At 68.1% G+C, this 26,931-nt stretch carries 25 protein-coding genes and 1 other RNA gene; 18 read left to right on the forward strand and 8 right to left on the reverse strand.

All coding sequences use genetic code 11. The features are described from left to right. Positions 1–4: 4 nt before the first annotated feature. From ACQE3M_RS01655 to ACQE3M_RS01665, 3 genes are all read left to right on the forward strand, one after another. A complete protein-coding gene (locus tag ACQE3M_RS01655) occupies positions 5–985 on the forward strand; it encodes a nucleoside recognition protein (RefSeq protein WP_430503726.1) in 981 nt (326 codons plus the stop codon). A gap of 100 nt (positions 986–1,085) precedes the next feature. Then, entirely contained in the window at positions 1,086–1,508 is a 423-nt protein-coding gene (locus ACQE3M_RS01660; protein WP_430503727.1) for a universal stress protein, read from the forward strand. 111 nt (positions 1,509–1,619) lie between these two features. Continuing rightward, positions 1,620–2,876: a chloride channel protein gene (locus ACQE3M_RS01665; RefSeq protein ID WP_430503728.1), complete on the forward strand. Its 1,257-nt coding sequence runs from the start codon at positions 1,620–1,622 to the stop codon at positions 2,874–2,876. Positions 2,877–2,999: 123 nt separating this feature from the next. Here the strand turns inward: ACQE3M_RS01665 and ACQE3M_RS01670 are convergent, their stop codons facing one another. Further along, the gene (locus tag ACQE3M_RS01670; RefSeq protein ID WP_430503729.1) at positions 3,000–3,977 is read right to left on the reverse strand and encodes an NOG1 family protein; all 978 of its coding nucleotides are present in this window, start codon (positions 3,975–3,977) and stop codon (positions 3,000–3,002) included. A gap of 187 nt (positions 3,978–4,164) precedes the next feature. Between ACQE3M_RS01670 and arcD the strand changes: the two genes are divergently transcribed. Continuing rightward, positions 4,165–5,607, forward strand: a complete 1,443-nt coding sequence (gene arcD / locus ACQE3M_RS01675; RefSeq protein ID WP_430503730.1) for an arginine/ornithine antiporter ArcD — start codon at positions 4,165–4,167, stop codon at positions 5,605–5,607. Positions 5,608–6,626: 1,019 nt separating this feature from the next. On the opposite strand, the gene rnpB is transcribed toward arcD, so the two are convergent. The 4 genes from rnpB to ACQE3M_RS01695 form a co-directional block, all read right to left on the reverse strand. After that, positions 6,627–7,037, reverse strand: an RNA gene (gene rnpB / locus ACQE3M_RS01680) — RNase P RNA component. A gap of 147 nt (positions 7,038–7,184) precedes the next feature. Then, positions 7,185–8,024: a QcrA and Rieske domain-containing protein gene (locus ACQE3M_RS01685; RefSeq protein WP_430503731.1), complete on the reverse strand. Its 840-nt coding sequence runs from the start codon at positions 8,022–8,024 to the stop codon at positions 7,185–7,187. 67 nt (positions 8,025–8,091) lie between these two features. After that, positions 8,092–8,547, reverse strand: coding sequence for a ferritin-like domain-containing protein (locus tag ACQE3M_RS01690; protein ID WP_430503732.1), 456 nt, complete (start codon positions 8,545–8,547; stop codon positions 8,092–8,094). Between the two features lie 1,361 nt (positions 8,548–9,908). After that, a complete protein-coding gene (locus ACQE3M_RS01695) occupies positions 9,909–10,517 on the reverse strand; it encodes an undecaprenyl diphosphate synthase family protein (RefSeq protein ID WP_430503733.1) in 609 nt (202 codons plus the stop codon). 197 nt (positions 10,518–10,714) lie between these two features. On the opposite strand from ACQE3M_RS01695, the gene ACQE3M_RS01700 reads away from it, so the two are divergent. After that, complete coding sequence (locus tag ACQE3M_RS01700) at positions 10,715–12,079, forward strand: DUF92 domain-containing protein (RefSeq protein ID WP_430503734.1); 1,365 nt, start codon at positions 10,715–10,717, stop codon at positions 12,077–12,079. Next, positions 12,076–12,555 (forward strand): GNAT family N-acetyltransferase, encoded by a 480-nt coding sequence (locus ACQE3M_RS01705; RefSeq protein WP_430503735.1) that lies wholly within the window; start codon positions 12,076–12,078, stop codon positions 12,553–12,555. Before ACQE3M_RS01700 ends, ACQE3M_RS01705 begins: the two co-directional genes overlap by 4 nt. A 66-nt stretch (positions 12,556–12,621) precedes the next feature. On the opposite strand, the gene dnaG is transcribed toward ACQE3M_RS01705, so the two are convergent. Further along, entirely contained in the window at positions 12,622–14,265 is a 1,644-nt protein-coding gene (gene dnaG, locus ACQE3M_RS01710) for a DNA primase DnaG (RefSeq protein WP_430503736.1), read from the reverse strand. A gap of 240 nt (positions 14,266–14,505) precedes the next feature. Between dnaG and ACQE3M_RS01715 the strand changes: the two genes are divergently transcribed. The 12 genes from ACQE3M_RS01715 (at position 14,506) to ACQE3M_RS01770 (ending at position 24,520) form a co-directional block, all read left to right on the forward strand. Next, a complete protein-coding gene (locus ACQE3M_RS01715) occupies positions 14,506–14,733 on the forward strand; it encodes a DUF3311 domain-containing protein (RefSeq protein WP_430503737.1) in 228 nt (75 codons plus the stop codon). After that, entirely contained in the window at positions 14,733–16,265 is a 1,533-nt protein-coding gene (locus ACQE3M_RS01720; RefSeq protein ID WP_430503738.1) for a sodium:solute symporter family protein, read from the forward strand. Before ACQE3M_RS01715 ends, ACQE3M_RS01720 begins: the two co-directional genes overlap by 1 nt. Before the next feature lie 961 nt (positions 16,266–17,226). Then, a complete protein-coding gene (locus tag ACQE3M_RS01725; RefSeq protein WP_430503739.1) occupies positions 17,227–17,688 on the forward strand; it encodes a DUF5810 domain-containing protein in 462 nt (153 codons plus the stop codon). A 37-nt stretch (positions 17,689–17,725) separates the two neighbouring features. After that, complete coding sequence (locus tag ACQE3M_RS01730; RefSeq protein WP_430503740.1) at positions 17,726–18,160, forward strand: DUF5809 family protein; 435 nt, start codon at positions 17,726–17,728, stop codon at positions 18,158–18,160. 163 nt (positions 18,161–18,323) lie between these two features. Beyond that, the gene (locus tag ACQE3M_RS01735) at positions 18,324–19,553 is read left to right on the forward strand and encodes a translation initiation factor IF-2 subunit gamma (protein WP_430503741.1); all 1,230 of its coding nucleotides are present in this window, start codon (positions 18,324–18,326) and stop codon (positions 19,551–19,553) included. Further along, positions 19,517–19,984, forward strand: a complete 468-nt coding sequence (locus tag ACQE3M_RS01740; RefSeq protein WP_430503742.1) for a PIN domain-containing protein — start codon at positions 19,517–19,519, stop codon at positions 19,982–19,984. The genes ACQE3M_RS01735 and ACQE3M_RS01740 overlap by 37 nt, the downstream gene beginning before the upstream one ends. A 7-nt stretch (positions 19,985–19,991) precedes the next feature. Further along, positions 19,992–20,579: a DNA-directed RNA polymerase gene (locus ACQE3M_RS01745; RefSeq protein WP_430503743.1), complete on the forward strand. Its 588-nt coding sequence runs from the start codon at positions 19,992–19,994 to the stop codon at positions 20,577–20,579. Beyond that, a complete protein-coding gene (gene spt4 / locus ACQE3M_RS01750; protein WP_430503744.1) occupies positions 20,579–20,776 on the forward strand; it encodes a transcription elongation factor subunit Spt4 in 198 nt (65 codons plus the stop codon). Before ACQE3M_RS01745 ends, spt4 begins: the two co-directional genes overlap by 1 nt. Before the next feature lie 87 nt (positions 20,777–20,863). Then, positions 20,864–21,433, forward strand: a complete 570-nt coding sequence (locus ACQE3M_RS01755) for a GTP-dependent dephospho-CoA kinase family protein (protein WP_430503745.1) — start codon at positions 20,864–20,866, stop codon at positions 21,431–21,433. A 90-nt stretch (positions 21,434–21,523) separates the two neighbouring features. Beyond that, entirely contained in the window at positions 21,524–21,847 is a 324-nt protein-coding gene (locus ACQE3M_RS01760; RefSeq protein ID WP_430503746.1) for a 30S ribosomal protein S24e, read from the forward strand. A gap of 18 nt (positions 21,848–21,865) precedes the next feature. Then, the gene (locus ACQE3M_RS01765) at positions 21,866–23,488 is read left to right on the forward strand and encodes a bifunctional N(6)-L-threonylcarbamoyladenine synthase/serine/threonine protein kinase (RefSeq protein WP_430503747.1); all 1,623 of its coding nucleotides are present in this window, start codon (positions 21,866–21,868) and stop codon (positions 23,486–23,488) included. A 747-nt stretch (positions 23,489–24,235) separates the two neighbouring features. Beyond that, positions 24,236–24,520 (forward strand): DUF5808 domain-containing protein, encoded by a 285-nt coding sequence (locus ACQE3M_RS01770; protein ID WP_430503748.1) that lies wholly within the window; start codon positions 24,236–24,238, stop codon positions 24,518–24,520. A 25-nt stretch (positions 24,521–24,545) separates the two neighbouring features. Here ACQE3M_RS01770 and ACQE3M_RS01775 read toward each other — a convergent pair whose 3' ends face one another. Together ACQE3M_RS01775 and lipA are read right to left on the reverse strand one after the other, a co-directional pair. After that, on the reverse strand, positions 24,546–25,796 hold the full coding sequence (locus ACQE3M_RS01775) for an MBL fold metallo-hydrolase (protein WP_430503749.1): 1,251 nt from the start codon (positions 25,794–25,796) through the stop codon (positions 24,546–24,548). A gap of 82 nt (positions 25,797–25,878) precedes the next feature. Beyond that, positions 25,879–26,817 (reverse strand): lipoyl synthase, encoded by a 939-nt coding sequence (lipA, locus tag ACQE3M_RS01780; protein ID WP_430503750.1) that lies wholly within the window; start codon positions 26,815–26,817, stop codon positions 25,879–25,881. Between the last annotated feature and the right edge of the window lie 114 nt (positions 26,818–26,931).

Here is a 26,931-nt window from a genome sequence, read left to right on the forward strand (position 1 = left end):
AGACGTGCAATCCGTCGTTGGCGAACTCGCGGCGCTGCTCTCGCAGGTCGTCCCGCGCCTCCTGCGGATTACGGTGTTCATCACGGCGGGCGTCTTCGTGGCCAACGTCGCCGTCGCGTTCGGGCTGATCCAGTACGTCGCGGGCGTCGCGGGGTACCTCACCCGGCCCGCGAACCTGCCGGACGAGGTCGGGACGGCCATCCTCACCACGGCGGCGTCGACCACGGCCGGCTACGCGACGCTCGCGGAGTACCGTGAGTCCGGGTTCCTCGACGACAGCGCGACGCTGATCGCCGTCATGATCAACACGTTCTTCGGCTTTCTGCAGCACGTCCTCACCTACTACGTCCCGGTCCTGATCCCCATCCTCGGGACGTACACGGGCGTCATGTACGTCTCCGCGCGGGCGGGCATCTCGCTCGCGATCACGGTGACGGGCATTCTCGCGGGCGGCGTGCTGCTGTCCGAGCGCAACGTCGACCGCGCGGCGCTCGCCGACGTCGACGCGGCGGGGCCGGAGGGTGACGACGCGACGCGTCGCGAGCGCGTTCGCAACGCCGCGGCGAAGAGCGCGGGCACGCTCCGCCGGATCGTTCCGCGGCTCGCCGTGATCTACACGCTCGTCGTCGCCTTCACGACCTACTACGACCTGGAGTCGCTGACGGCGCTCGCGGACCCGCTCACCTCGCTGGTCGGGCTCCCCGGCGCGGCGGTCCCGGTGATCGTCGTCTACGCGCTCGACACGACCGCGGGCGGGGCCGCCATCGCGCCGCTCATCGGGACGACCTTCACCCCGCGGACCGCGGTCGCGACGATGCTGCTCGGCGGGATCGTCTCCTTCGCGGTGTCGACGTTCAAGCGTTCCATCCCGTTCCAGTTCGGCATCTGGGGGCCGGAGTTCGGGCTGAAAGTCGTCGTCCTCAACACCGCAATGAAGCTCGTGTTTATCAGTATCGCCGTCGCGGGGCTGCTGCTCGCACCCTGACGTCGGGGATCGGCCGCTCGAGGCCGTCGCACGCGAACGCTGTTGCCCCAGGCCGTCGTCCGCGACAGCCTATTTGTCCCTCCAGTCCAGTGTGGTTCGTATGTACGACGCGATCCTCGTCCCGACGGACGGGAGCGAGGCGGCCCTCGACGCGGCGGAGCACGCGTTCAGCCACGGGGAGCGCTACGACGCCACGGTCCACGTCCTCGCCGTCCTCGAGACGAGCGAGAGCGCTGCCATCGTCGGCCGCGGGAACCAGAAGCTGGAGACCCTCCACGAGCAGGGCAGCGAGGCCACGCGGCGCATCGTCGACGAGGCGCGCGAGCGCGACGTCGACGTCGTTGGCGCCGTCGAGTTCGGGAACCCGGACCGAGCGATCCTCGGGTACGCGGCGGCCAACGACGTCGACCTCGTCGTGATGAGCACCCACGGGCGCTCCGGCGTCAGTCGGTTCCTCCGGGGCAGCGTCACGGAGCAGGTGATCCGCGACGGCGACGTGCCGGTCCTGGCCGTCCAGCGGTGACGATATCCAGGCATCCGGCGGTGACGAGACCGACGTTCGCGACGCGGCACCGACTGGCGAGCGCGCCGCGGAACGTAAATCAAGCCATGCTCCCGCCCCAACCGTCGCGTAATGGAAACCGGTCAGTTGGACGAACAGGAGTTCCACCATCTGCTCGTCGTCGCCGCCGTGCTGGGCATCGCGGTCGGGCTCGTCGCGACGGGGTTCCGGGTCGGCTGGCTCTTTGTCAAACACCACCTCTGGGCGACGTTCGACGCGACCTTCTGGCGCGTCCCGGTGAGCCTGGGCGCCGGGATCCTCATCGGCGGCATCCTCTACTCGACGTTCTACCCTGGCGCGCTCTCGACGCTCGTCCAGGAGTTCCACACCGAGGGTCGCGTCGAGATGGCGGACAACGTTCCGATCCTTCCGGTCGGACTGATCGGGCTCGTGGCCGGGCAGAACGCCGGGCCGGAGGGCGTCATGTCCGTCGTCGGCGGGTCCTTCGGGACGTACGTCTCCGAGCTGTTCGGCTTCGAGAACTCGACGAAGCTGCTAACGCTGGCCGGAATGGGCGCCGGCTTCGGGACGATCCTCGGGGCGCCCATCGGCGGCGCATTGCTCTGGCTGGAGCTTCCCCACGAGCGCGGGCTGGAGTACTACGAGGCGATCATCCCGACGTTCGTCGCGTCGTTCGCGGGCTATCTGGTCGAGGCCTCCATCGGCGGGATGGCGCTGTTCCCGAGGTGGACGGCGGCCTCCATCGGGGCAACGACGATCCCGAAGCTCGGCTGGGCCGTCGGCGTCGGCGCCATCTGTATCCCGTTCGGGCTCGTCTACTCGCGGTCGTTCTCGCTCGTCGGCGGCGCCTTCCGCCGCGCGTCGCTGGCGGTGTACGTCCGGACGACCGTCGCTGGCGGCGTCATCGGCGTCCTCGGCTGGCTCGTCCCGCTCTCGTACTTCTACGGCGGACAGAAGATGAACGTCCTGCTGAGCGGCGTCGGGGAGCTCTCGCTGACGACGCTCCTGCTCACGCTCGCCGCGGTGATGGTCGCCGCGGCGTTCACCATCCACGGTAACTGGATCGGCGGGCTGATCATCCCGCACATGTTCATGGGCGCGCTGGTCGGGCAGGCCGCCGCGTTAGTCGTTCCGGGGCTCCCGCCGATACTCGCGATGCTCGCGGGGATGGCGGCGTTCAACTCGGTCGTCACCGGCACGCCGCTCTCGTCGGCGCTCATCGCCATCGCGCTCACGGACGGCGCGGCGATCACCCCCGTCTTCCTCGCGTCCCTCGTCGCCTTCGTCGCGAGCCCCTCGGTTCGCTTCCTCGAGGAGGCCGCCCCGCGCTCGGAGTCGCCGGACTTCCACATCAACGGGAAGGAGTGAGTCGTCGCCGGCGACGAACGGAGACCCATCGCTGGCGACGGGTGAGGATAGACGGTTGCTGGCGACGAACGGAGACGCGTCGCTGGCAACGTGCGACTGCCCTTTGTAAAGAAGGAGCGCTGCTCAGTCCTGCTCGCCGCGGCTCGGCAGCTCCGGCTCGTAGTCGACGGCCCTGACGGCGGCGTCGAGGACCTCGTCGACGTTCTCGTTCTCGGCAACGCTCATGTAGTAGTCGGCCTCGACGTCGGTCGACTGGTCGCTCTTGTTGCAGACGGTGAGGATCTCGATGTCCTCGCCGAACAGGTCCTCGAGCTCGTCGAGCAGCTCCAGCTGGACGTCGACGGGGTACCCGCAGTTGCCGGAGGCGTCGAGCATGAACAGCACGCAGTCCCCGAGGTGTTCGAGCGCGGAGACGGCCTGCAGCTCGATGTCGTTGCGGTCCTCCAGCGGGCGGTCGAGCAGCCCCGGCGTGTCGATGATCTGGTACCGGATGTGGTCGCGCTCGAAGTGGCCGATCTGGATGCCGCGCGTCGTGAACGGGTACTCCGCGATCTCGTTGGAGGCGCGAGTGACCATGTTGACGAACGACGACTTCCCGACGTTGGGGTAGCCAGCGACGACGATGGCGGGCTCGTCGGTGCGGATGTCCGGCAGGTCCCGCAGCGCGTCGCGGGCGTCACCGATGGTCCGGAGTTCGTCCTCTATCTGGTCCATGATGTCCGCCATGCGGGCGAACGCCTGTTTCCGGTGTTTGCGCGCGGTGTCCACGTCCGTCTTCCGGACCTTTGAGGTGTACTCGTCGCGGATGTCCTCGATCTGGCGGCTCGCCCACATCACTTCGGAGAGCGCCTGGCGGAGCTCGTCGACGTCGACGATGGCGTCGGCCAGCTCGTAGTAGAACGGGCTGACGTCGTACTCGAAGTCCGGCCAGGCGGTGACGACGTTCTCCAGGTTGTCGGAGAGGATGTTCCCCGACGTCCGGAGCATCGACTCCTGCGCCTCGCGGCCATCCTTCGCGCGGCCGGCCCGGGACGCACGAGAGAACGCCTTGTCGAGGAGTTCCTCCGCACGTGGCGTGGTCGGGAGGCCCTCAAATATCATGTTACCGGGGATACTCGGCCCGCGGGGATAAACGCGTCCGTTTGCCCGGCTAGGCCGCCGCTCCCTCCGGACGTGCCGAGGGTGACGACTCCGCTAGTCCCGTGCCACCAGCCCCCGTGAGAACCGCACACATTCTTACTGGACATAATCCAATGTGTATATATGCTTCAAGGGCATATACCGGGTGATGACACGTGAGTTCACTCCGACGACGTACGAGGAGCTGGATCCCTCCCGTCGGCCCTCGTTTCGGCTGGCGCTGATCCCGGTCCTCGCGATCGTCGCGTTCCTCGGTATTGGGTCCGCGGTCCTCGGTTTGGACCCCCACGTTCCGCTGCTGTGGAGTATCGTCTTCGTCGCCGGCGTCGGCCTCTACTTAGGGTACAGCTGGGACGACCTGTTCGACGGCGTCGCCAACGGGCTCCTGATGGGGCTCCAGGCGCTGTTGATCCTCTTTACCATCTACGCGCTGATCGCGACGTGGATCAGCGCCGGCACCATCCCCGGGCTGATGTACTACGGGCTGGAGCTGCTCACCCCGAAGACGTTCCTCCCCGCCGCGGCGATCCTCTCCGGGGTCGTCGCCTTCTCCATCGGCTCCTCGTGGACGACCGTCGGCACACTCGGCGTCGCCTTCGTCGGCATCGGCGCCGGCCTCGGCGTCTCCGGTCCGATGACGGTCGGCGCCGTCCTCTCCGGCGCGTACGCGGGCGACAAGCAGTCGCCCCTCTCGGACACGACGAACCTCGCGGCCGGCGTGACGAACACGTCGCTGTACGACCACATCTACCGCATGCGGACCGGCACGCTGGCCGCGTTCGGCATCGCCGTCGTCGCCTTCGCGGCGCTGGGCCTCCAGACCGCCGGCGCGATCCCGGCGGACCAGCTGTCGGAGATCCAGACCGCCCTCTCGGGCACGTACAACCTCTCGCTGGTCGTCTTCGTCCCGCTGGCGGTCACCTTCGGCCTCGCGCTGCGGGGCTACCCCGCGCTCCCGGCGCTCGTCGCCGGCGTCTTCGCGGGCGTCTTCACGACGATCCTCGCGCAGGGCGCGGGCTTCGTCGCCGCCTGGGAGATCTTCATGTACGGCACGTCGCCGGAAACCGGGAGCGACCTGGTGAACAACCTGCTCGGCTCCGGCGGCCTCACCGGCTCCGCGTGGACGATCACCGTCGTCGTCGCGGCGCTGACGCTCGGCGGCCTCCTCGAGAAGACGGGCGTGCTCGCGGTGCTCGCGCACGACCTCGCCGAGCGCGTCTGGAGTTCCGGCAGCCTCGTCGCCGGCACCGGGCTCTCGGCCATCGCGATCAACCTGCTCACCGCCCAGCAGTACATGAGCATCGTCCTGCCGGGCGTGACGCTCCGGAACCTCTACGACGAGTACGACCTCGACAGCGACCAGCTGTCCCGCGCCGTCGAGGCGGCCGGCACGCCGACGGGCGCGCTCATCCCGTGGCACGCCGGCGGCGTCTACATGGCCTCCGTCACCGGCGTCCCGACGCTGGAGTACGCGCCGTTCTACCTGTTCGGGTTCCTCTCGCCGCTGATCCTGTTCGGGATGGCCCTCGCCGGGTTCGACATCCCGGAGACGACGCGGAATACGTCCGGCGCGGCGCCCGCCGACGACTGACCGCTATCGGACGGTTTCGGCCCTCCATCTTTCGTTTCTTTTTATAAACGGCACCCCTCGATAGCGACTGCAGTACTCCGAAGGCGACTGAACAGGTGCAGACGCTGCTACACTTGATAGCACCGCACGGGGCAAGCCCTCCCCACTCTTGCTTATCGGTAGTTGGGAATACAGTGCTGTATTCAGTGTTGATGACGAAATTGCGTCTCCTGATTCGGTCTGTTCAGGAAACGAACTTTCCGTGGTTACTGAGCTATTCTTTTCACCGAGTATTGATTAAACGGGACTGATGGACCCTTTTGATATTATCGTAGGCCTCGTCATGGTCGTCTGTGGGATCTACTCCTACTACTTTCCCCAGCAAGTACGAAATCACGCGACTCCCCGACAGTGGCGGACCAATCCCGAGAGAGCGGAACAGAAGCAGAAGTTATACTCCCGTCTCTTGGGCATTTTCTTTTTCGGGATCGGTTGTCTGGTCATCCTTGCTGGGATCGGTTTGTAGCGTAATGGATCCGCAATCTTCCTGTAATGGCTGTTTCAGCCTATTTCTGAATACAGAACCCGCCTCAGCGTCGGCCTCCCTCGCACGCGTTGCTCGCGCGCGCCGCCACAACCGCACACCGGACAGCCGGCAAGCGTCGTCGACTCCACAGCCGCGAGCGACGCCCGGCCACCACTCCGGGGCGGGACTGAAAGGGGCAGCCGCTGCGCGGGACGCCCTGCGACGCAAGCGACGCGAGAGCGAAGCTCTCGCTAGTCTGAGGCTTCGCCTCAGGCACCGAGCCAGCGAACGAGCGCAGCGAGTGAGCTGGCGAGGCGCGCAGCGAGCAGCGCGACCGCTTCAGCGGCTGGGGCTTTCCCAGTGTGCCGAGTGGTGTCGCCGGCGACGACACCCGACTTACTTTATAAGCGCGACTGCTCGGGTTGGACCTTCAAGACACGTTGCGTGGTGTCGCCAGCGCCGCTAGCCGACGCTATTTATCAGAATAGCCGCTTCGCTCATGACTGAAAGAACGGACTGAGGGGAGTAAGCCCCCTTCTGTTCGACCCAACATTCGGCTAAGCGTCCGCGCCCTGGCCGGACTACCTAACGGCACGGACTTGCACCGGCGAGGATTCGCCGTTCCATCCTTTCCCGCCCGTCGCGCTCGCGGCGAGGCCGCGAGCGCCGGACGTGGTGCGAGGCACCACGCGCCCTCGGTGGGTTAGCTCCCTTCCCTTGCGGGACGGTTCGCACGCACGCGGCGAGGCCGCGTGCGCCGGCGACCGCGATGCGGCCGACGCACCTCATCGGTCGGGGCGGGGGGTGTCGTTGCTGTTCCAGAGCCAGCCGTCTCCGACTCCGGGCTTGTGCCCGGTCGCCTGTCCAGCCGGTGGGGGGACTTTCCTCATGCGCGAATGCGCACGGGAGTCGGGCTCCCTCTGTCCATTTAAAGGTAGTCGCTGGACCCGAATAAGGGGTTCGGTCGTGGGGATTGGAACCAGCGCTCGACGACGAAAACGGGGCAGCGTTTCGAGCTCTCGAGGTGGCGAAATCCGAAGAGAAACCGCGGTCGGTGACGACGAAGCGCCGATCAGTCGTCGGGGCGGGGGTTGGCGACGAAGATGGTCTCGACGATGCTGAACGGGTCGTAGGTCGACTGGTGGCACGGACAGTAGACGCCGTTCTCGGCGCCGTAACTGGCCGAGTCCCCGGTCGTCTTGTAGCCCGGGACACAGCAGAAGTGGGTACAGACGTTGAGCCAGGCGATGAACCCGTTCTCGGTGGAGGCCTGCAGCCACTCGTTGTCCTTCGCGGCCTCCTCGATCAGCTCGGACCGGATGACCACCACGGGGATCGTGTTGTTGGCGTCCTGGGAGCGCCACGTCGCGGAGATGGGCTTACCGACGCCGGCCTCCCCGATGCCGTTGCCCCACTCCTTGTAGTTCTCGAACGAGTCGGCGCGAACCTTCTCGCCCGCCTCGTACTCCTCGGTCTGCCAGTCGTAGCCGGTCGAGGACGCGCGGAAGATGTTGTCCGACTCGTAGTTGGGTTCGATGTTCTCGTAGCCCTCCAGCCCGCAGTACTGGAACCATTCGCCGGAGTAGGTGACGCCGCCCGGCATGTCCTCCTTGGCGACCTGGATCTCGACGCCCTGCTGGGTTTCAGTGGTGACCTCCGGCCACTTCCCGCGGAGGAAGCCGTCGTCGGTGATCTCCACCGGGATCTGCGGCATCCCGCGCGGTGCCGGACCGCCCGTGTTCTCGATGGCCATCGCCGTCGTCTGGCCACCACCAGCACCAGCAGCCGACGTTAGAGAGTTGACCGTCACCGACCCCGCGGTGCCGACGCCCGCCAGCGCCGCCCCGCCGACGACACCCTTCACGAACCGTCGGCGATCGGACTCGGCCGGATATTTGTCGCTCTCGCTCATGTGCATCCCTTCGAGGGCGCAGTAAAAAGCATGACGAAGCGTTAGTCGCTCCAGGGCTGTTGCGTCGTCAGTCCTGTCGGTATTCCTTCCGGAAGCCCTTGAACTCGGTCAGGTGCGCTTCCTCGTCCGCGAGGAGCGTGACCGCGAGGTCCTCCGTCACCGGATCGTCCGCCTCCTCCGCCGCCGTGATGAGCGACCGGTAGGTCTCGATGGCGCCTTCCTCGGCGTCGATGACGCCCTCGATCACCGAGAGCACGTCCGTCGAGTCCTCGACCGGCTGCAGGCTGTCCTGTTGCGCCTCGAACTCGGCGGATCCCGGCGGCCGCGCGCCCAGCTGCTTGAGTCGCTGGCCGAGCATCTCGGAGTGTCCGAGCTCCTCCTGCACGTCGGCCTGGAGGCTCTCCTTGATCTCCTCCGCCCGGACGCCGTCCAGGACGATGGCGTTGGTCTGGTAGTTCATCACGGTCTCGATCTCGTCGCTGTACGCCTTCTTGAGCAGCTCGACGACTTGTTCCGATGACATGCGTCCGTAGTTCAGCGCACAGGTGATTATAGATGACGACCGTTCGGTCGAATTTGCCCGTCGAATTCCGGATGCCTTCTCCGTTCGTTCTCTCGACAGCGAGGTGGGCTGTTTGACGCTCTTCGGACGCTTTCGTTTATAAGTTATATTTAAAGATACAGACTCTGCCACTCTTGCCAGCACCGCAAACACCGGGAAAGCCTTCGGCCGCTCTTTATAATCAGGTTTGAACAGGTGATACGGACTTGTACTCGACAGCACTGCAAACACCCTGAAAGCCCTCGGCCGCTCTTTATAAGCAAGATTGAACAGGTGATACGGGCTTGCCCTCGACAGCACCGCAAACACCCAGAAAGCCCTCGGCCGCTCTTTATAAGCAGGTTTGAATCGGTGATACGGTCTTGCTCTCGACAGCACCGCAAACACCCAGAAAGCCCTCGGCCGCTCTTTATAAGCAGGTTTGAATCGGTGATACGGTCTTGCTCTCGACAGCACCGCAAACACCCAGAAAGCCCTCGGCCGCTCTTTATAAGCAGGTTTGAATCGGTGATACGGTCTTGCTCTCGACAGCACCGCAAACACCCAGAAAGCCCTCGGCCGCTCGCGGTCGCTGAGCGACATATCCGCGCCTCTCAGCACCGCCCGGCGCGGATAGGGGTCGACTCAGCGACTCCCCGTTGGCGCGACCGGCCGTCGCCCTTTCAGTCCGCCAGGACCTCGACGGCGACAGCACCGCGACCGCGACAGCAACCGCAATTCCTCAGTCCTCCCCAGCCTCGGCCGGGACGCGCCGGCACGGCACCGCTCGGCGCGCCCCGCCCTCCCTCGCACGCGTTGCTCGCGCGCGCCGCCGCGACCGCACCGCAGGCCGGATGGCCGGCGAGCGACGACCGCGGAAGAACCGCCGCGAGCGACGCCCGGCGACCACTCCGGGGCGGGACTGAAAGGGGCAGCCGCTGCGCGGGACGCCCTGCGACGCAAGCACCGCAATCAGCGAGCGACCGAAGGGAGCGAGCTGTGAGGAGCGCAGCGAGCAGCGCGAGCGCTCAGCGGCTGGGGCTTTCGAGGTGTGCCGAGTGGTGTCACCCGCGAAATTACTCGACTTCATTTATAAGCGTGAGCGGTCAGCGGCTGCGGCTTTCTGGGCGTGCCGAGTGGTGTCGCAAGCAGCGACGAAATCCGACTTCATTTATAAGCATAACCGTCTCAGCGACTGAAGCTTTTAAAATACTGAGTGGTGTCGCCAGCGACGACGACCGATCAACCGATGGGTCATTATCGGGCAACCCCGGCCGCTCCCGAGAAAGGATCGGCTGCCCACCTACTATCAGGAACACTCAGAACCGACCTGAACCGATTCCCTATCGGCCGAAGCGACGCTGCCGGTTCTGGTAGTCCAGCACTGCGCGCAGGTAGTCGCGCTTCCGGAAGTCGCGCCAGTTGACGTCGGTGAAGTAGAGCTCCGAGTACACCGACTGCCAGATGGCGAAGTCGGAGAGGCGCTCGGCACCGGTCTTTATCAGCAGGTCCGGTTCCGCCGGGAACACCAGCCGGTCCGAGATCTCGGCTTCGTCGATCTCGTCGGGGGCGAGGTCGCCGGCGTCGACGTCGGCCGCGATCTCCTGGACCGCGTCGGCGAACTCGCGCTTGCCGCCGAGACCGATACTGATCGTGATCGGCGCGTCCGCGCGCTCGGTGTCGTCCGGGCCGCGCACGGCGACCTGCCGGGGGGCCTCGAGGTCGCTGAGCTGGCGGGTGAGCGTCGAGACGACGGCCTCGTCGAGGACGGAGACCATCACCGTCACGCGCTCGGCACCGTACTCGACGGCCCAGGTCAGGAAGCGTTCGAGGGTGTCGTAGGCCCCCTGCTCCAGCAGGTCCCGTTCCGTGATGACGACGGCGACGTGACTGGGCGACTCCGCGTCGTGGAGCCGATGGCGCACCGCGAGATAGGCGTCGTACGCTCCCACGCTCGACAGGACGTCGGCCGAACGCAAAAACGCGCGGGTCCGCCGGTCCGCGAGTCCGCCGGTCCGCGAGTCCGCCGGCCCGCCGGCCCGCCGGTCCGTGAGTTCGTGAGTCCGCGAGTCCGGGGTGCGCGGGTTCGATTCAGGCCTCCGCCCCCCGACGCGGGTGTGTGGATCGCGGTATCACCCCGAAAGCCCGCATGTCGGGACCGTTAAGTGCGCGTCGCCGATATCCCGGACACGTGACTTCGAGGCTTCGACGGGCCGGCGCCTTCGCCGCCGTCGCGCTGCTCGCGCTCGTGGCCCCCCAATTAGGGCGGGCTGCAGCCGCCCCGTTCGGCCTCGTCGCGGCCCTCGCCGCCTTCGGCGTTCGTGACGGGCCGCTCTTCGAGCTGTTCGCCCGACCGGGCGACCGACGCGACCGCCGACTCAACGGCCTCGCCGGGTTCTCCCTCGCCGCGGCCGGGCTCGCGCTGTTCGCGACGATCCCCGCGGTCCCGATGCCGACGTTCGTCTTCGCCGCGGCCGTCCTCGTCGTCGCCGTCGGCAACGTCGGCAAGGAGCTGGCCCGGCTGGCGACCGACGACGACTTCCTGCTGGTTACCGGCTTCGTCGCCGGCGGCTTCCTCGGCGGCGTGGCCGCGCAGGTCGTCGTCGTTCTCCAGACCGGCGCGGCGCTCGACCTGCCGCTGTTCGCGTTCCTCGCGGCCGTCGGCGCCCTCGCCGGGGCGCTCCTCCGGGCGGTGTTACTCGCGCGCGACGACCCCGTCGTCATCCTCTCGACCGGCTTCCTCCTCTGGCTGTTCGCCGAACTCGTCCGGACCGTCAGCCCCGAGGGCATCGTGCTGGCGCTCGGCGTCACCGTCGCGCTCGGCTACGTCTCCTACGCGCTCGGCACGGCCTCCATTGCGGGGATGCTGACCGGCGTCCTGCTGGGACTCCTCACGATCGTCCTCGGCGGCGTCGGGTGGTTCGTCGTCCTCATCGCCTTCTACGCGGTCGGCGGGCTCGCGGCCAAGTTCCGGTTCGAGGAGAAGGCCGCCCGCGGCGTCGCCCAGGAGAACCAGGGTGCCCGCGGCACGGGCAACGTCCTCGCGAACTCCGCCGTCGCGCTCGCGGCGGTCGTCGGCTACGCGGCGACCCAGCACGTCGACGTCCCCGCGTTCGTCTTCGCGTACGCGTTCGCGGGCGCGGTCGCGACGGCGATGGCTGATACGCTCTCCTCGGAGATCGGCGGGCTCTTCGACGAACCGCGGCTCGTGACGACGTTCGAGCCCGTCGACCCCGGCACCGACGGCGCGGTGACGCTCCAGGGCGAGCTCGCCGGCATCGGCGGTGCGCTCCTGATCGGCCTGCTTGCCGCAGCCGGAATGCCCCTCGGCTCCACGCTCGTGGGCGGCGGCGTCGTCGTCTTCGCGGGCTTCGCGGGGATGACCGCCGACAGCCTCCTGGGCGCGCTCGTCGAGGGTGACCGCATCGGCAACCAGCAGGTCAACTTCCTCGCGACGCTTTCCGGCGCGCTGGTCGCCGTCGGCCTCGCAACCGCGTTCCTCCCACTGCCATGACCCCGCCAGACGCATCCCCGACCGACGACCGATCCGGATCCGACGCGGCGTTTACCCCGGACCCGCGCGTGCGACGCGCCCGCCCCGGGGAGGCCGAGGTCCTCGCCCGCATCCAGCAGCACCTCCGCGAGCCGAGCCCCGACCTGCTCGAGTACGGGCTCGCGGTCGACGCGCTCCGGGTCTCCGTCGACACCGCGGGCGCGCCAGTAGGCTACCTCCTCCCGGTCGACGGCGAGGACGCGATCCACCTTGCCGAGATGGCGGTGCTCCCCGAATCTCGGCGCGAGGGTCGCGCTCGCGGGCTGATGGAGACTGTCCTGGCTGAAACTACCGGTCCGGTGACGCTGCTGGTCGCGCCCGAAAACGACGCCGCAAGAGCGCTCTACGACGACCTCGGCTTCGAGGTGGTCGACAGACGGCCGGAGGCGTACGCCGAAGGTAACGGCGACGCGCTCTGCTATCGACTCGAACGGTAATTCGTCCCCCCGAAGCCGTCGCGTCCGACGGTGGACGACGTCCAAAGAAACAGCGCCGCAGCCGTCTCAGGCCTCGATACCGAGGTCCGCAGCCGTGCGGACGCGGGTCCCGATGGGCTGTTTGACGAACTCGCCGTTGCCGGTGCCGAACAGCTCCGCGACGCCGCGCTGGGCTGCGACGTCGAGGAGGCGCTGGTCGATCTCGCCGTCGACGACGACTGCGTGCGGAACGGGATCGGCGGACTCGACGGCGTCGAACGCGTCGGCGGCGTCGACCTCCTCGAGGACGACGCCGTCCCGGTCAAGCAAGCGCGCGCGACCGCTCCCGTCGACGACTGCCCGGACGTGGTCACGGAGGGTGTTCGACCCGCTCGTCGAGTCCGAGTCGGCGTCCGCGTCAGCGGCCGATTCCGCGTCAGCGGCCGATTCCGCGTCAGCGGATGGTTCCGGGTCCGGCGCTTCCGCCGTTTCCGTCTCCTCGATGGGCTCCGAGGCCGACTCCGACGCCGGCTCGGCCGAGAGTTCGTACTTCGCGTGCGGCTCGGTTCCCTGCGCCGATTCCACGTCGGCGTCGGGGACAACTTCCGCGCCGGCTCCCGTCGCGTCCGCCTCCGCGGTCGCGTCGATGGGGCCGACGTCCGCGCTGGCCCCGCTCCCGGTCGCGTCGGCCGTCGAATCGGTGGTCGCGCTGGCACCGGCGCTCGCGGCCGACTTCGCGACTTCCTCGACGAGGTCGTTCACGACGTCCGCGTCGGCCTCGTCGACGTCGGTGGCGCTGGCGTCGAGGGTGTCGGTGCTGGTGTCAGCGGCGTTGGTGTCTGCAAGGCCGTCCTCCGCGGGGGTCGACGACTCAGTCGTCGGCGACCCCGTCGGAGGGTCTCCGGCCGCCTCGCGAAGGTTCGGCTCGTCGGCGAGCGTCTCGTAGGGGACCTTACCTCGCAGTCCCTCGAGGACGCTGCCGCGGTCGAGCTCCTCGACGGATTTGCCCGCCGGCGCGAAGGCGACGTAGTCGACGTCGCCGACCTGTCCCAGCTCGCGGAGGATCAGCTCGCCGCCGCGGTCGCCGTCGAGGAACGCGGTGACGGTCCGGTCCTTCGTTACGTCGGCGACGGCGTCGGGGACGTCGGTGCCCTCGACGGCGATGGCGTTCTTGATCCCCGCATCGAGGAGGGTCAGAACGTCGGCGCGTCCCTCGACGACGATGACCGCGTCGGAATCGCCGACGCGGGGGCCGGCGGGAAGCCCCTCGTAGTCCGTGATGCCTTCGACGCGGGCGGAGTCGCGGACCTCCTCGAGGACCTCGTCGCTGGAGAGCGCGGTCTCCTCGAAGCCGTCGGCGAGCAGCTCCTTCGCGCGGTCGACGACTCGGCGGCGCTTGGCCGCGCGGACGTCCTCGATGCTGGTGACTTCGACGGAGGCCCGACAGGGGCCGACCCGGCTGATCGTTTCGAGCGCGGCGGCGAGGATCGCCGTCTCCACCTTGTCGAGGCTGGAGGCGACGGTGATCTCCCCGAACGACTGGCCGTTTTCCGATTCGATCGCGACGTCGATGCGGCCGACCTTCGAGGACTCCTGGAGGTCACGGAGGTCCAGCTCCTCGCCGAGGAGCCCTTCGGTCTGGCCGAACACCGCGCCGACGACGTCGCTGCGTTCGACGACGCCGTCGGCCGCGATGGTGACGTGAATGAGGTATTTGGCTGTGTCTTCCATGTGAGATCCCCTCCCGGGGGTGATGGTGATGATGAACGGACGGCGGCTGCCGTCACGTTCAAAAATAACGGTCGTGCGCCGGAAATAGCTATCGTACCGGCCTCCAAACCGATCGAACGGTCGAATCGGATCGGCGCGAACGCCGAGCGTCCGGCGATTTTGATGAATATTTTTCTTCGAAACGCAACTATGTTCAGTATCAATAGCTTTTAAGGGGTTGTTTGTGGTAAACGATAGATAATGGTTCGTTCGAAGAGCGATCTGGTGTGGATCCCGGTGTTTGCTATCCTGGTGATCTTCGCCGTCCCGTGGTTCCTGTGGGGCGTCGACGACGTCGTCGCCGGCCTGCCGGTCTGGGTGTGGTGGCACGTCGGCTGGATGGGGCTGTGTGCCCTCGTCTTCTACCGGTTCACGGGCGGCGCGTGGGATCGCCTGATGGGCGTCGACGTAGAGGGGGGTCGTAACTGATGCCCGGCCTCGGCGGCGGTCCCTCCGTGGCACTGCTCCAGACTGGCAACCTCGGGCTCCAGCTCGGCATCGTCGTCGCGTACCTCGTCGTCGCGCTCGCGATCGGGCTGGTCGCGTACCGCGTCGCCGAGCGCGGCGCGGAGGACTACTACCTCGCGAGTCGGTCGATCGGGACACTCGTGCTGCTGTTTACGACGTTCGCGACGCTGCTGTCGGCGTTCACCTTCTTCGGCGGCCCGAACCTCGCGTACGCGGCCGGGCCCGAGTGGATCCTCGTGATGGGCGTGATGGACGGCGTCCTCTTCGCGATCCTCTGGTACGTGATGGGGTACAAGCAGTGGCTGGTCGGCCAGCGGCAGGGCTACGTTACGCTCGGCGAGATGCTCGGGGACCGCTTCGGCTCGCCGGCGCTCCGCGCGCTCGTCGCGGGCGTGAGCCTCCTCTGGCTGTTCCCGTACGTGATGCTCCAGCAGATGGGCGCGGGCGAGGCCATCGTCGGCCTGACGGGCGGCGCCGTCCCGTACTGGGGCGGGGCGGCGCTCATCACCGGCTTCATGATCGTCTACGTCGTGCTCTCGGGGCTCCGCGGCGTCGCCTGGACCGACACCGTGCAGGGCCTCTTCATGCTCTCGGTCGTCTGGGTCGCTGTCGCCTGGGTGCTCGCCGGCGTCGGCGGCGTCGGCGCCGCGACGGAAGCGATGGTGACGGCGCGGCCGGACTTCGCCACCCTCGGTACGGGGTTGTACTCCCCGCAGTTCATCATCTCGACGGCGGTCACCATCGCGTTCGGCGTGACGATGTTCCCGCAGATCAACCAGCGCTTCTTCGTCGCGGAGTCGAGCACGGTGCTGAAGCGCTCGTTCGCGCTGTGGCCCGTGCTGGTGCTGCTGCTGTTCGTCCCGGCGTTCATGCTCGGCGCGTGGGCCGCTGGGCTGCCCATCGACGTGCCGGAGGGCGCGAACGTCCTTCCGGTCCTGCTCAACGAGTACACGCCGACCTGGTTCGCGGCGCTGGTCATCGCCGGCGCGATGGCGGCGATGATGTCCTCGTCGGACTCGATGCTGCTGTCCGGCTCCTCCTACTTCACCCGGGACCTTTACCGCCCGTTCTGGCGGCCGAACGCCAGCGAGGACCGCGAGGCGCTCGTCGCCCGCGTCGGCGTCGCCGTCTTCGCGGTCCTCGCCTTCGGTGCGAGCCTCACGCGCCCCGGGACGCTCATCGAGGTCGGGAGCACCGCCTTCTCCGGGTTTGCCCTCCTCGCGCCGGTCGTCCTCGTCGCGCTCTACTGGCCCGGGGCGACGCGCGACGGCATGCTCGTCGGCATCGCTGTGCCGCAGGTCGTCTACCTCGCGCACGTCTTCGTCCCCGCGACGCCCGTCGCGGGCGTGCCCCTGTTCGCCCGCAGCTACGGCGGTTGGGACGTCGCCCTCGCCCTGATGGTCCTCGCCGCCCTGTTGACGGTCGGGGTCTCGAAGCTGACCACGCCCGTCGCCGACGCCGACCCCGACCGATTTGCTGTCGCGGATGATTGAGCGGTTTTAGTTGCCTCGTCTGTCGCCGTATTTCTCGTCTCGGTGCTCGACCATGGCTCATTGGTCGCGGTTTGATATTTAAACCCTCGCGTGGAGTGGGTTGCGAGCAGTTTGCCACTGGAATGCTGGCGCGTCGCCGGCGACATCACTCAGTATGGTTTAAGAGGAGTGGCCGCTGAGCGGTCGTACTTATAAACAAGATTGGCTATCGTCGCTAACGCCACCACTCGGCATACCCAGAAAGCCCCAGCCGCTGAGCGGTCGCGCTGCTCGCTGCGCTCCTCACCCGGCTCGCTTCCTCACTTCGTTCGGTCGCTCGCCGGGATTGCGGTGCTTACTTCGCAGGGCGTTCCGCTCAGCGGCTGCCCCTTTCAGTCCCGCCCCGGAGTGGTGGCGAAGCGTCGCTCGCGGCGGTCGTTGAGGGTTGCGTTCGCCGGCTGTCGGGGTGCGATGCGGTGCGGGGCGGCCGGCGCGCGCGAGCAACGCGTGCGAGGGAGGCCGGTGGCGCGCCGATGCGTTGCGGTGCCGGCGCGCCCCGGCCGAGGCTGGGGGGGGGAGGCTTGCGGTAGCTGGGCTGTCGCGGTTGCGGTTGCTGTCGCGGTCGTTGTCCTGGCGGACTGAAAGGGCGAGTGCCGGTCGCGGTGTAACGGAGTCGCTGAGCCGACCCCTATCCGCGCCGGGCGGTGCGGAGAGGCGTGGATATGTCGCTCAGCGACCGCGAGCGGCCGAGGGCTTTCTGGATGTTTGCGGTACTGTCAAGCGCAGGACCGTCTCACCTGCCCAAACCCTCTTATAGGCAAGAGCGGCCGAGGCCATCTCCAACATTTGTGAAACCCTCGAACACGGCGTCGTCTGCATCTGCACATTCCATTTATAAACTGGAGCCATGCAGGCCCCTTTCAACAGCTCCAGCGCGTAGTCAGTGCCTTCAAACCGCTCCTCGTCCAACTCCAACGTAGTAATGGGATACGCGTGCCCCGTCTGCGAGATCCCGCAGCGTGACGGCGAACACCTCGCGCATCATCTCGCGTTCACGGCGATGCTCCACGGCGAGGACCACGAGGCGTGGCTCGACGACCACGTCGACGACTGGGCCGAGCGCGAGCCCGAGGCGCTCGCCGCCGACGTGACGCCGCACGCCGAGGACGCCGAGTACCACGAGGTGTTCGAGGACACGACCCAGGACCACGACCGCGGGCGACCGGACGTGGGCCACCAGCACGGGCAGGGCGGGATGGGGCACAACATCGACACGCGCGGCGAGGACGTCGACGCCGAGACGGCGGCCGTCCTGGAGGAGGCACGCGAGCTGACGCGGGAGATGCTGAGCGAGGACGACGGCGAGACGGACGCTGCCGACGACCCCGAGGCCGCCGATGCCGACCCCGAGGCTGCCGATTCCGACACCGACGCGGACGCGTAGCGGAAACCCCTTTTGAGTCCCCGCGTAACGGCCGTCCATGGAACGCAGGGGCGTCTTCGCGCCGACGACGATCGAGGAGGCACGCGAGCAGTACGACACCGCGGGGCCGGCGGCCCAGGTCGTCGTCAGGGAGACGGCCAAGGCGATGGAGCTGCCTCCCGAGGAATACGACGAGCGCGTCGACGGCGACGTTATCGAGACCGCCCGGGACGCGATCTTCGCCTCGCTGCTCGCGGTCCACGTCGGCGACCGTGAGGAGTTCGACGAGTGGCTGGCGGCCGAGGACGTCGACGACGAGGCCCTCACGCTGCTCGGATCCGAACACGTCGAGAACGTCGTCTGGCACGACGCGCGGTTCGCCGACGCGGTCGTCGCCGCGACCTTCCAGAACGAACCCGAGGCCGCGGTCGCGACGCTCCGGCGGAACGCGTTCGGGCGCGTGTACGCGGATCGACTACAGCCCGGCGAGTGAGTCGCTCCGCCGAACGAGCGGCCCCGGAAGGCGGCCGAACTGCCCCGAACCGGCCCCCTCGGGCGATGAAACGCGGCTACATCGCCCGCAACCGGAGCCATAACAGCAACTTTATCACTTGCACGGGGCGAAGTTCACACAAGATTACTCCCACAGGAGATTCATGGTAACACGAGAGCACACACAACCGGAGGTGAACATCGGACTCGTCGGTCACGTCGACCACGGCAAGACGACGCTCGTTCAGGCGTTGTCCGGGTCGTGGACCGACCAGCACAGCGAGGAAATGAAGCGCGGGATCTCCATCCGACTGGGCTACGCGGACGCGACGTTCCGCCAGTGCCCGGGGATGGACGCGCCCGAGAAGTACACCGTCGAGGAGGAGTGCGCGGACGGCTCCGAGAGCGAGCCGCTTCGCACGGTGTCGTTCGTCGACGCGCCCGGCCACGAGACGCTGATGGCGACGATGCTCGCCGGCGCGGCGATCATGGACGGCGCAGTCCTCGTCGTCAGCGCGACGGAGGACGTGCCCCAGGCCCAGACGGAGGAGCACCTGATGGCCCTGGACATCATCGGCATCGACAACATCGTCATCGCGCAGAACAAGGTCGACCTCGTCGACCGCGACCGCGCGGTGGAGAACTACGAGCAGATCCAGGAGTTCGTTGAGGGGACCGTCGCCGAGGACGCGCCCATCGTCCCGGTGTCGGCCCAGCAGGAGGTCAACCTCGACCTCCTCATCGACGCCATCGAGTCGGAGATCCCGACGCCCGAGCGCGACCCGAGCGAGGACGCCCGCATGTTCGCGGCGCGCTCGTTCGACATCAACCGCCCGGGCGCCACCTGGGACCAGCTGCAGGGCGGCGTCGTCGGCGGGTCGCTCGTGCAGGGCACCCTCGAGGTCGACGACGACATCGAGCTCCGCCCCGGCCGCGAGGTCGAGGAAGGCGGGGAGACCCGCTGGGAGCCGCTCGAGACGTCGATCCGCTCGCTGCAGTCCGGCAACGAGAGCGTCGACGAGGCGGGCCCCGGCGGCCTGCTCGGCGTCGGGACTGGCCTGGACCCGAGCCTCACGAAGGGCGACGCGCTCGCGGGCCAGGTCGTCGGCGACCCCGGCACGCTCCCGCCGACGCGGGAAGCGTTCGAGATGGACGTCGACCTCCTCGACCGCATCGTCGGCGAGGGCGAGGTCGAGGAGATCTCGACGGGCGAGCCGCTCATGCTGACCGTCGGGACGGCGACCACGGTCGGCGCGGTGACGAGCGCCCGCGAGGGCGAGTGTGAAGTGAACCTCAAACGTCCGGTCTGTGCCGAGGCCGGCGCCCAGATCGCCATCAACCGCCGGGTCGGCGCGCGATGGCGGCTCATCGGCGTCGGCACGCTGAAGGAGTGACGGGTGACGACGCGGGCGTCGAGGAGCAGAAAGACGCCCCCATCGTCGCGCTCGACGCGAGCGCGCTGATGGCGCCGGTCGAAACCGGCCTCCGGCTGTTCGAGGAGCTCGACCGGCTCCTCCCCGACCATCGGGCGGTCGTGCCCGACGCGGTGGTCGCCGAGCTCGAGCGGCTCCAGGACGGAGCCGGCGAGGCGGCGACGGCTGCGAGCGTCGGGGCAGACCTGGCGACCCGGGTCGACACCGTCGAGACGGCCGAGGGCGACGCGGAGCAACCACACGCTGACGACGCGATCGTCGCGCTGGCGGAAGCCGGCGAGGTCGACTACGTCGTCACGAACGACAGGCCCCTGCGGAACCGGGTGCTGGCGCGCGGCGTACCAGTAATCGGTTTAAGGGGTCGGAACGCACTGGGGATAACGGAACCATAGCGCACGTATGTACAAGCGAGTTCGACTCAAGGACACGGTAGAGGTCCCGCCGAAGCATCTGGCGGACGTCTCGGAGCAGCGCGTCAAGGAGCTGCTCCAGGACAAACTAGAGGGACGGATGGACGAGGACGTCGGGAGCGTCGTCAGCGTCGTGGAGATCCACGACATCGGGGAAGGGGCCGTGCTGCCCAACCGCCCCGGGGTCTACTACGAGGCGGAGTTCGACGCGCTCACGTTCGATCCGGCGATGCAGGAGGTCGTCGACGGCACCGTCGTGGAGACGGTCGAGTTCGGCGCCTTCGTGGGGATCGGCCCGGTCGACGGGCTGCTCCACGTCTCTCAGATCACCGACGAGTATCTCACGTTCGACGCGGAGAACCAGCAGCTGGCCTCCGCGGACTCGGACAAGTCGCTCGGCGTCGACGACGCCGTGCGCGTCCGGATCGTGACGAAAAGCATCGACGAGCGGAACCCGCGCGACTCGAAGATCGGGCTCACGGCCAAGCAGCCGGGCCTCGGCAAGCACGAGTGGCTCGAATCCGAGCGGCGGGGCCGCGAGCAGCAGGGCGGCGACGCCGCTGCGGAGGGTAGCTGATGGCCGAAGACCGGCTCGCCTGTCGGGAATGCCACTTCGTCAACGACCCCGACTCACAGACGTGTGACCTGTGTGGCTCCTCCTCGCTCACCGAGGACTGGGCTGGCTACGTCATCGTCAATCATCCCGAGGAGAGCGAAATCGCCGACGAGATGAACGTCTCCGAGCCCGGATCCTACGCGCTGAAGGTCCGGTAACGGGACGAACGCGCGGACCGCGCCGGACGCGCCGGACGCGCCGGCCCGCCGAACGCGCCGAACAGACGCGACCCGACTCACGACACCATGTTGACGCTCCCGCCGGAGCTCCGCGACGCGTTCAAGGAGCCGCTCGGCCCGGTGACGACCGACGTCGAGGCACTCCTCCAGGCAGTCGACGCCCATCGCGAGGCCCACGACGCGCCCGAGGCCCCCCTCATCGCCATCGGCGACGTCGTCACCTACCACCTCCGGAAGGCCGGCCGCGAGCCGGACGTCGCAATGGTCGACGGGATGACCGAACGCGAGCAGGTCGACGCGGCGATCCGGGAGGCCCACCCCGACGCGGGCGAGGAGCACGTCGAGGTGGCGAACCCCGCCGGGAAACTCTCCCTGGAGCTGCTGGAGACGCTGTACGAGGCGGTCCACTCGTCGCCCGCGACCGTCATCGAGGTGATCGGCGAGGAGGACCTTGCAACACTGCCGGCGCTGATCGTCGCCCCCGACGGCGCGACCGTCGTCTACGGCCAGCCGGGCGTCGGGATGGTCCACGTCGCCGTCGACGAGGAGACCCGATCCGAGTCGCTGGCGCTGCTCCACCGGTTCGAGGGGGACGTCGACGCCGCGCTGGACGCGCTCGGCGTCGAGCAGGCGTAGTTCGTCCCGAAATCGAATATACCCGCCGTATTCTCCGCCCCCCTTCGAAATCCTTTTACTCCTTTCGCGGGGAGTTAGGGGTAACTGACTATGGACGTCGACATCATCTCCGAAGACGAGAACCCCATGTTGCACCGTACGGACATCCGGTTCGAGATCACCCACGAGGAAGCGACCCCGTCGCGTCTCTCGGTTCGTGACTCTCTGGCCGCCGCGCTCGACAAGGACAGCTCGGAGGTCGTCGTGCACGAGCTGGACACGAAGTTCGGCATGCGCAAGACGGTCGGCTACGCGAAGGCCTACGACAGTCCCGAGGACGCGCAGGACGTCGAACAGGACCACATGCTCGAGCGGAACAAGATCGGCGCCGAGGAAGCCGAGGCCGAGGAGGCCGACGCGGACGCGGAAGCCTGATCAGCGCGTAGTTTCTTAATGCGCGTTCTCGGCATCGAGGGCACGGCGTGGTGTGCGAGCGCCGCGGTCTACGATACCGAGACTGATTCCGTCTTTATCGAGTCCGACGCCTACGAACCGGACAGCGGCGGCATTCACCCGCGCGAAGCCGCCGAGCACATGACGGAGGCGATCCCCGAGGTCGTCGACGTCGCGCTCGGCTACGCGGAGACCCAGTACGGCCCGGACAGCATCGACGCCGTCGCCTTCTCGCGCGGGCCCGGCCTCGGGCCCTGTCTCCGGACCGTCGGCACCGCCGCGCGCTCGCTCGCGGGCGCGCTCGACGTGCCGCTCGTCGGCGTCAACCACATGGTCGCGCACCTCGAGATCGGGCGCCACCAGTCCGGCTTCGACAACCCGGTCTGCCTGAACGCCTCCGGCGCGAACGCCCACCTGCTCGGCTTCCACGACGGCCGGTACAGGGTGCTCGGCGAGACGATGGACACCGGCGTCGGCAACGCGATCGACAAGTTCACACGCCACGTCGGCTGGACCCACCCAGGCGGGCCGAAGGTCGAGGAAGCAGCCAAGGACGGCGAGTTCGTCGACCTCCCGTACGTCGTGAAGGGGATGGACTTCTCTTTCGCCGGCATCGCCTCCGCCGCGAACGACGAGTACGACCAGGGAACACCCGTCGAGGACATCTGCTTCGGCCTGCAGGAGCACGTCTTCGCGATGCTCACTGAGGTCTCCGAGCGCGCGCTCTCGCTCACGGGCGCCGACGAGCTCGTCCTCGGCGGCGGCGTCGGCCAGAACGACCGCCTGCGCGAGATGCTCGAGACGATGTGCGAAGCCCGCGGCGCCGACTTCTACGCGCCCGAGCCCCGCTTCCTCCGCGACAACGCCGGGATGATCGCCGTTCTCGGCGCGAAGATGGCCGCAGCGGGCGACACGCTCCCCATCCCGGACTCCGCGGTCGACCCGAACTTCCGCCCGGACCAGGTGCCCGTCACCTGGCGCGAGGGCGAGGCCTCCGTCGCCCGCGGGCTCGCGGCCGGCGAGACCAACGACCTCCGCGGCGCCGAGGCGCTCGTCGAGATAATCGACGGCGAGTACGTCCGGAAACAGCGCGTCGAGAAGGCCTACCGGCATCCGGAGCTGGACCGGACGCTCCGCCGAGATCGGACGGTGCTCGAAGCGCGACTGACGAGCCAGGCGCGCCGCGCGGGCGTCCCGACGCCGCTCGTCCACGACGTCGACGTCGCCGACGCCGCGCTGACGCTCCAGTACGTTGGCGACGTGGACCTCGCCGAGGAGCCGACCGAGGCCCGGGTTCGAGCCGTGGGGGAGCACCTGGCGCGGATCCACGGCGCCGGCTTCGTTCACGGCGACCCCACGACGCGGAACGTGCGAATCGTTGAGGACGCATCGCCGGACGAAGTCGCCGCCAGCACCTACCTCATCGACTTCGGCCTCGGCTACCACACCGGCCACGTCGAGGACCACTCGATGGACCTCCACGTGTTCGAGGGGTCGATCGCGGGCACGACGACCGACCCCGAGCCGCTGATCAGCGCGTTTGAGGCCGGCTATCGGGGTGAAGGCGACGAGGCCGTTATTGAGCGGTTGCGGACGATCGAACGGCGTGGGCGGTATCAGTAGTGGTTGGTCGTTTCTGTTTATAAGGCGAATTTGGAAGTATATATGCTGCTGTGCTCGACAGCACCGCAAACACCCAGAAAGCCCTCGGCCGCTCGCGGTCGCTGAGCAGGATATCTGAACCTCTCCGCACCGCCCGGTTCAGATAGTGCCTGTCTCAGCGACTCCCCTTCGGCGCGACCGGCCTCGCCCTTTCAGTCCGCCAGGACCGCAACAGCACCGCTACCGCGACAGCGACGCAACCGCGATTCCTCAGTCCTCCCCAGCCTCGGCCGGTGGCGCGCCGGCACCGCAACGCACCGCGCGGCGCGCCACTGGCCTCCCTCGCACGCGTTGCTCGCGCGCGCCGCCGCCCCGCACCGCGCGCCCGAAAGCCGGCGCGCGTCGACGGCGACGTAGCCGCCGCGAGCGACGCCCAGCTACCACTCCCGGGCGGGACTGAAAGGGGCAGCCGCTGAGCGGGACGCCCTGCGACGTAAGCACCGCAATCAGCGAGCGACCGAAGGGAGCGAGCTGTGAGGAGCGCAGCGAGCAGCGCGACCGCTCAGCGGCTGGGGCTTTCTGGGCATGCTGAGCGGTGTCGCTGCCGACGATAGCCGACCTTATTTATAAATGAGAACGGTCACCATCCCTCGATTTCGCGGTATCGCAAGCGCCGCCGCCTACACCCAATCCCAACCCGCCTATAACGACCGTCGCGTATTCACACCGAGCCAAAACGGTTTACGCCGGGCCCGCGTTACACCGAGTATGGCAGACAAACCGTCCTCCGGTGAGATCCTGGGAATCCCGTACAACTTCGAGCGGCCGAGCCTCCGCCGGCTCATCGACGCCCACTGGGAGCCCGGCGAGGGCATGCTCGTGGAGAAGCCGTTCGGCATCGGCTACACGCTGAACCTGGCGTCGTGGCGCTCGTGGGCCGTCCTCGCCGTCGCCGCCGCGCTCTACCTGAACGAGTCGAAGTCGGACGCGTCCGAGGACGTGGAAGCGGAAGACGAAGGCGACGACGGCCCGGTCGAAGTCGTCGTCGACTGAGGCGCACTGCCAGACAGCGTTCCTTTTAAACCGTCACCGTCTCGCCGAGCGCCGGCGCGCTCGCCTCGTAGCCGTCGGCCGCGAGTTCCGCGGCGAAGGCCTCGGTTTCGTCGCCGTGATTGACGAGGATCGGCGTGTCCTCGTAGGCAGCCAGGAACTCGCGGAGGCCGTCGTGGTCGGCGTGCGCGGAGAAGTCGTAGGACTCGGTCTTCGCGGCGACCTGCATGATCCGGCCGTCGATCTCGGCGCGGCCCGTTTCGAGGAGCTGGCGGCCGGGGGTGCCCTCGACCTGGTAGCCCGTCATGGTCACCTTGTTCGTCGGGCGGTCGCGGATCTCGGGGATGTACGTCATCGCGGGGCCGCCGTTTAACATTCCGGACGTGGTCACGATGAGGTCGTTCCCCTGCGCGATCCGCTCGCGCTGGCCGTCCTTTCCCGTGACGGTGCGGGCGTTCCCGCGCGCGCTGTCGAGCGCGTCGGGGTCCCGGAGGAACTCGGGGTACTGCCGGACGATCCGCGTCACCTCGACGCCCATCCCGTCGACGTAGGTGTCGACGTCGTGGGCGTCCGCGACGAGCAGGAGCTCCTGCGTGCGCCCGATGGCGAACGCGGGCGCGACGACCGCGCCGCCCTCCCAGATGGTCGTCCGGACGCTGTCGGCCCACCGCTTCTCGACGGCGTCGCGGGCCTCGTGGTCGACGTTCGCGTACGTCGACTCACAGAGCACGACGTCCGCGTCCGGGCGCGCGGTCGTCCCCGACACCAGGCGCTGGTCGTCGGTGTGGAAGTCCGCGGTGTAGAACAGCCGCGTGTCGCCGTCGTCGACGAGGACGTGCGCGGAGCCGGGAATGTGACCCGCGTTGAACAGCGTCACCTCGTAGCCACCGCCGTCGATGCCGCCACAGACCGGGAAGGGCTCGCGGTAGCCGTGCCGGGTGTCCACTTCACCGAGCCGGTGGACGTGCTCCTCCGAGAACGGACACAGCGGGCTGTTCCCGTTCAGCTTCAGCGTGTCGCGGGCGAGCACGCGCGCGAGGTCGGCGGTCGGCGGCGTCCAGTGAACGTCGGGTCGGTCGCTGCCCTTGAGCAGGGCGGGGACGGCACCGACGTGGTCGAGGTGGCCGTGGGAGACGACGACGGCCTCGGGGTCCGGGTCGCCGACCGGGTACTGCGGCGGGTCGCCGGTCAGCAGCCCGTAATCGAGGAGGAGGCGGTCGTCGACGAGGATGGCCGAGCGGCCGACCTCGCGCGCGCCGCCGAGAAACTGCAGATCCATTTGTCGTCTGTTGGGGACCGCGGCGTTAGTGCTCGTCGGTCCGGGAGGGGTGGGGGAGTGAAACGCCGACCGCGACTGGCGCTCAGTCGCCGCTCGCGGCGCGGGCTTCCCGCCGGGCCTGCTCCGGCGACTTCCCGTCGCGGATCAGCGCGTCGACAAAGAGCTCACCCGCCTTGTACGAGGAGCGGACCATCGGGCCGGAGGCGCAGTAGAGGAAGCCGAACTCCTCCTCCGCGACCTGCTGCCAGACGTCGAAGGTGTCCGGGTGGACGTAGTCGAAGACGTCGAGGTGCGAGCGCGACGGCTGGAGATACTGGCCGAAGGTGACGACGTCGACGTCGATCTCGGCGAGGTCCGAGAGCGTCCGGTACACCTCGTGGTCGTACTCGCCGACGCCGAGCATGAGGCTCGTCTTCGTGTAGATGTCGGACTCGCGGTTGACGCGTTCGAGGACGGAGAGGGACTGCTCGTAGTTCGCGCGGCGGTCGCGGACGGGCCACTGGAGGCGCTCCACGGTCTCGACGTTGTGCGCGATGACGTCCGGGTTCGCGTCGATGATCCGGTCGACAGCGTCGGGGTCGCCCCCGAAGTCCGGGATGAGGACCTCGACGAGGATATCGGGGTCGCGGCGCTTGATCTCGCGGATCGTCTCGGCGAAGTGCCGGGAGCCACCGTCCGCGAGGTCGTCGCGGTCGACGGAGGTCAAGACGACGTAGTCGAGGCCGATCTCGGCGACGGCCTCGGCGACGTTCGCGGGCTCGTCGGGGTCGAGCGGCTCCATGCCGCCGGTCTCGACGTCACAGAAGTTACAGCCGCGCGAGCAGCGGTCGCCCATCAGCATGAACGTGGCCGTTCCCGGGCCGTCCTCGCCGGACCAGCACTCGCCCATGTTCGGGCAGTTCGCCTCCTCGCAGACGGTGTGGAGGTCGCGGTCGCGGAGCGTCGACTTGATCTCCGTGAACCGCTCGCCGGAGGGCGGTCGCATCTTGAGCCAGTCGGGCTTCCGCCGCCTGCTGCTCATAGTCGTTCCTACGACGCCGGGGGCAAAAGCGTGCGGATCCATCTCGCAGCGGCGGTTACGGTGGGACTTCCCGACAGCGTCGGGTTGCTTCCCCACCGATAAAGTTATATTATT

The sequence above is a fragment of the Halosubterraneus shenae genome, assembly GCF_050510935.1.
Classification (GTDB): Archaea; Halobacteriota; Halobacteria; order Halobacteriales; family Haloferacaceae; genus JBDGPU01.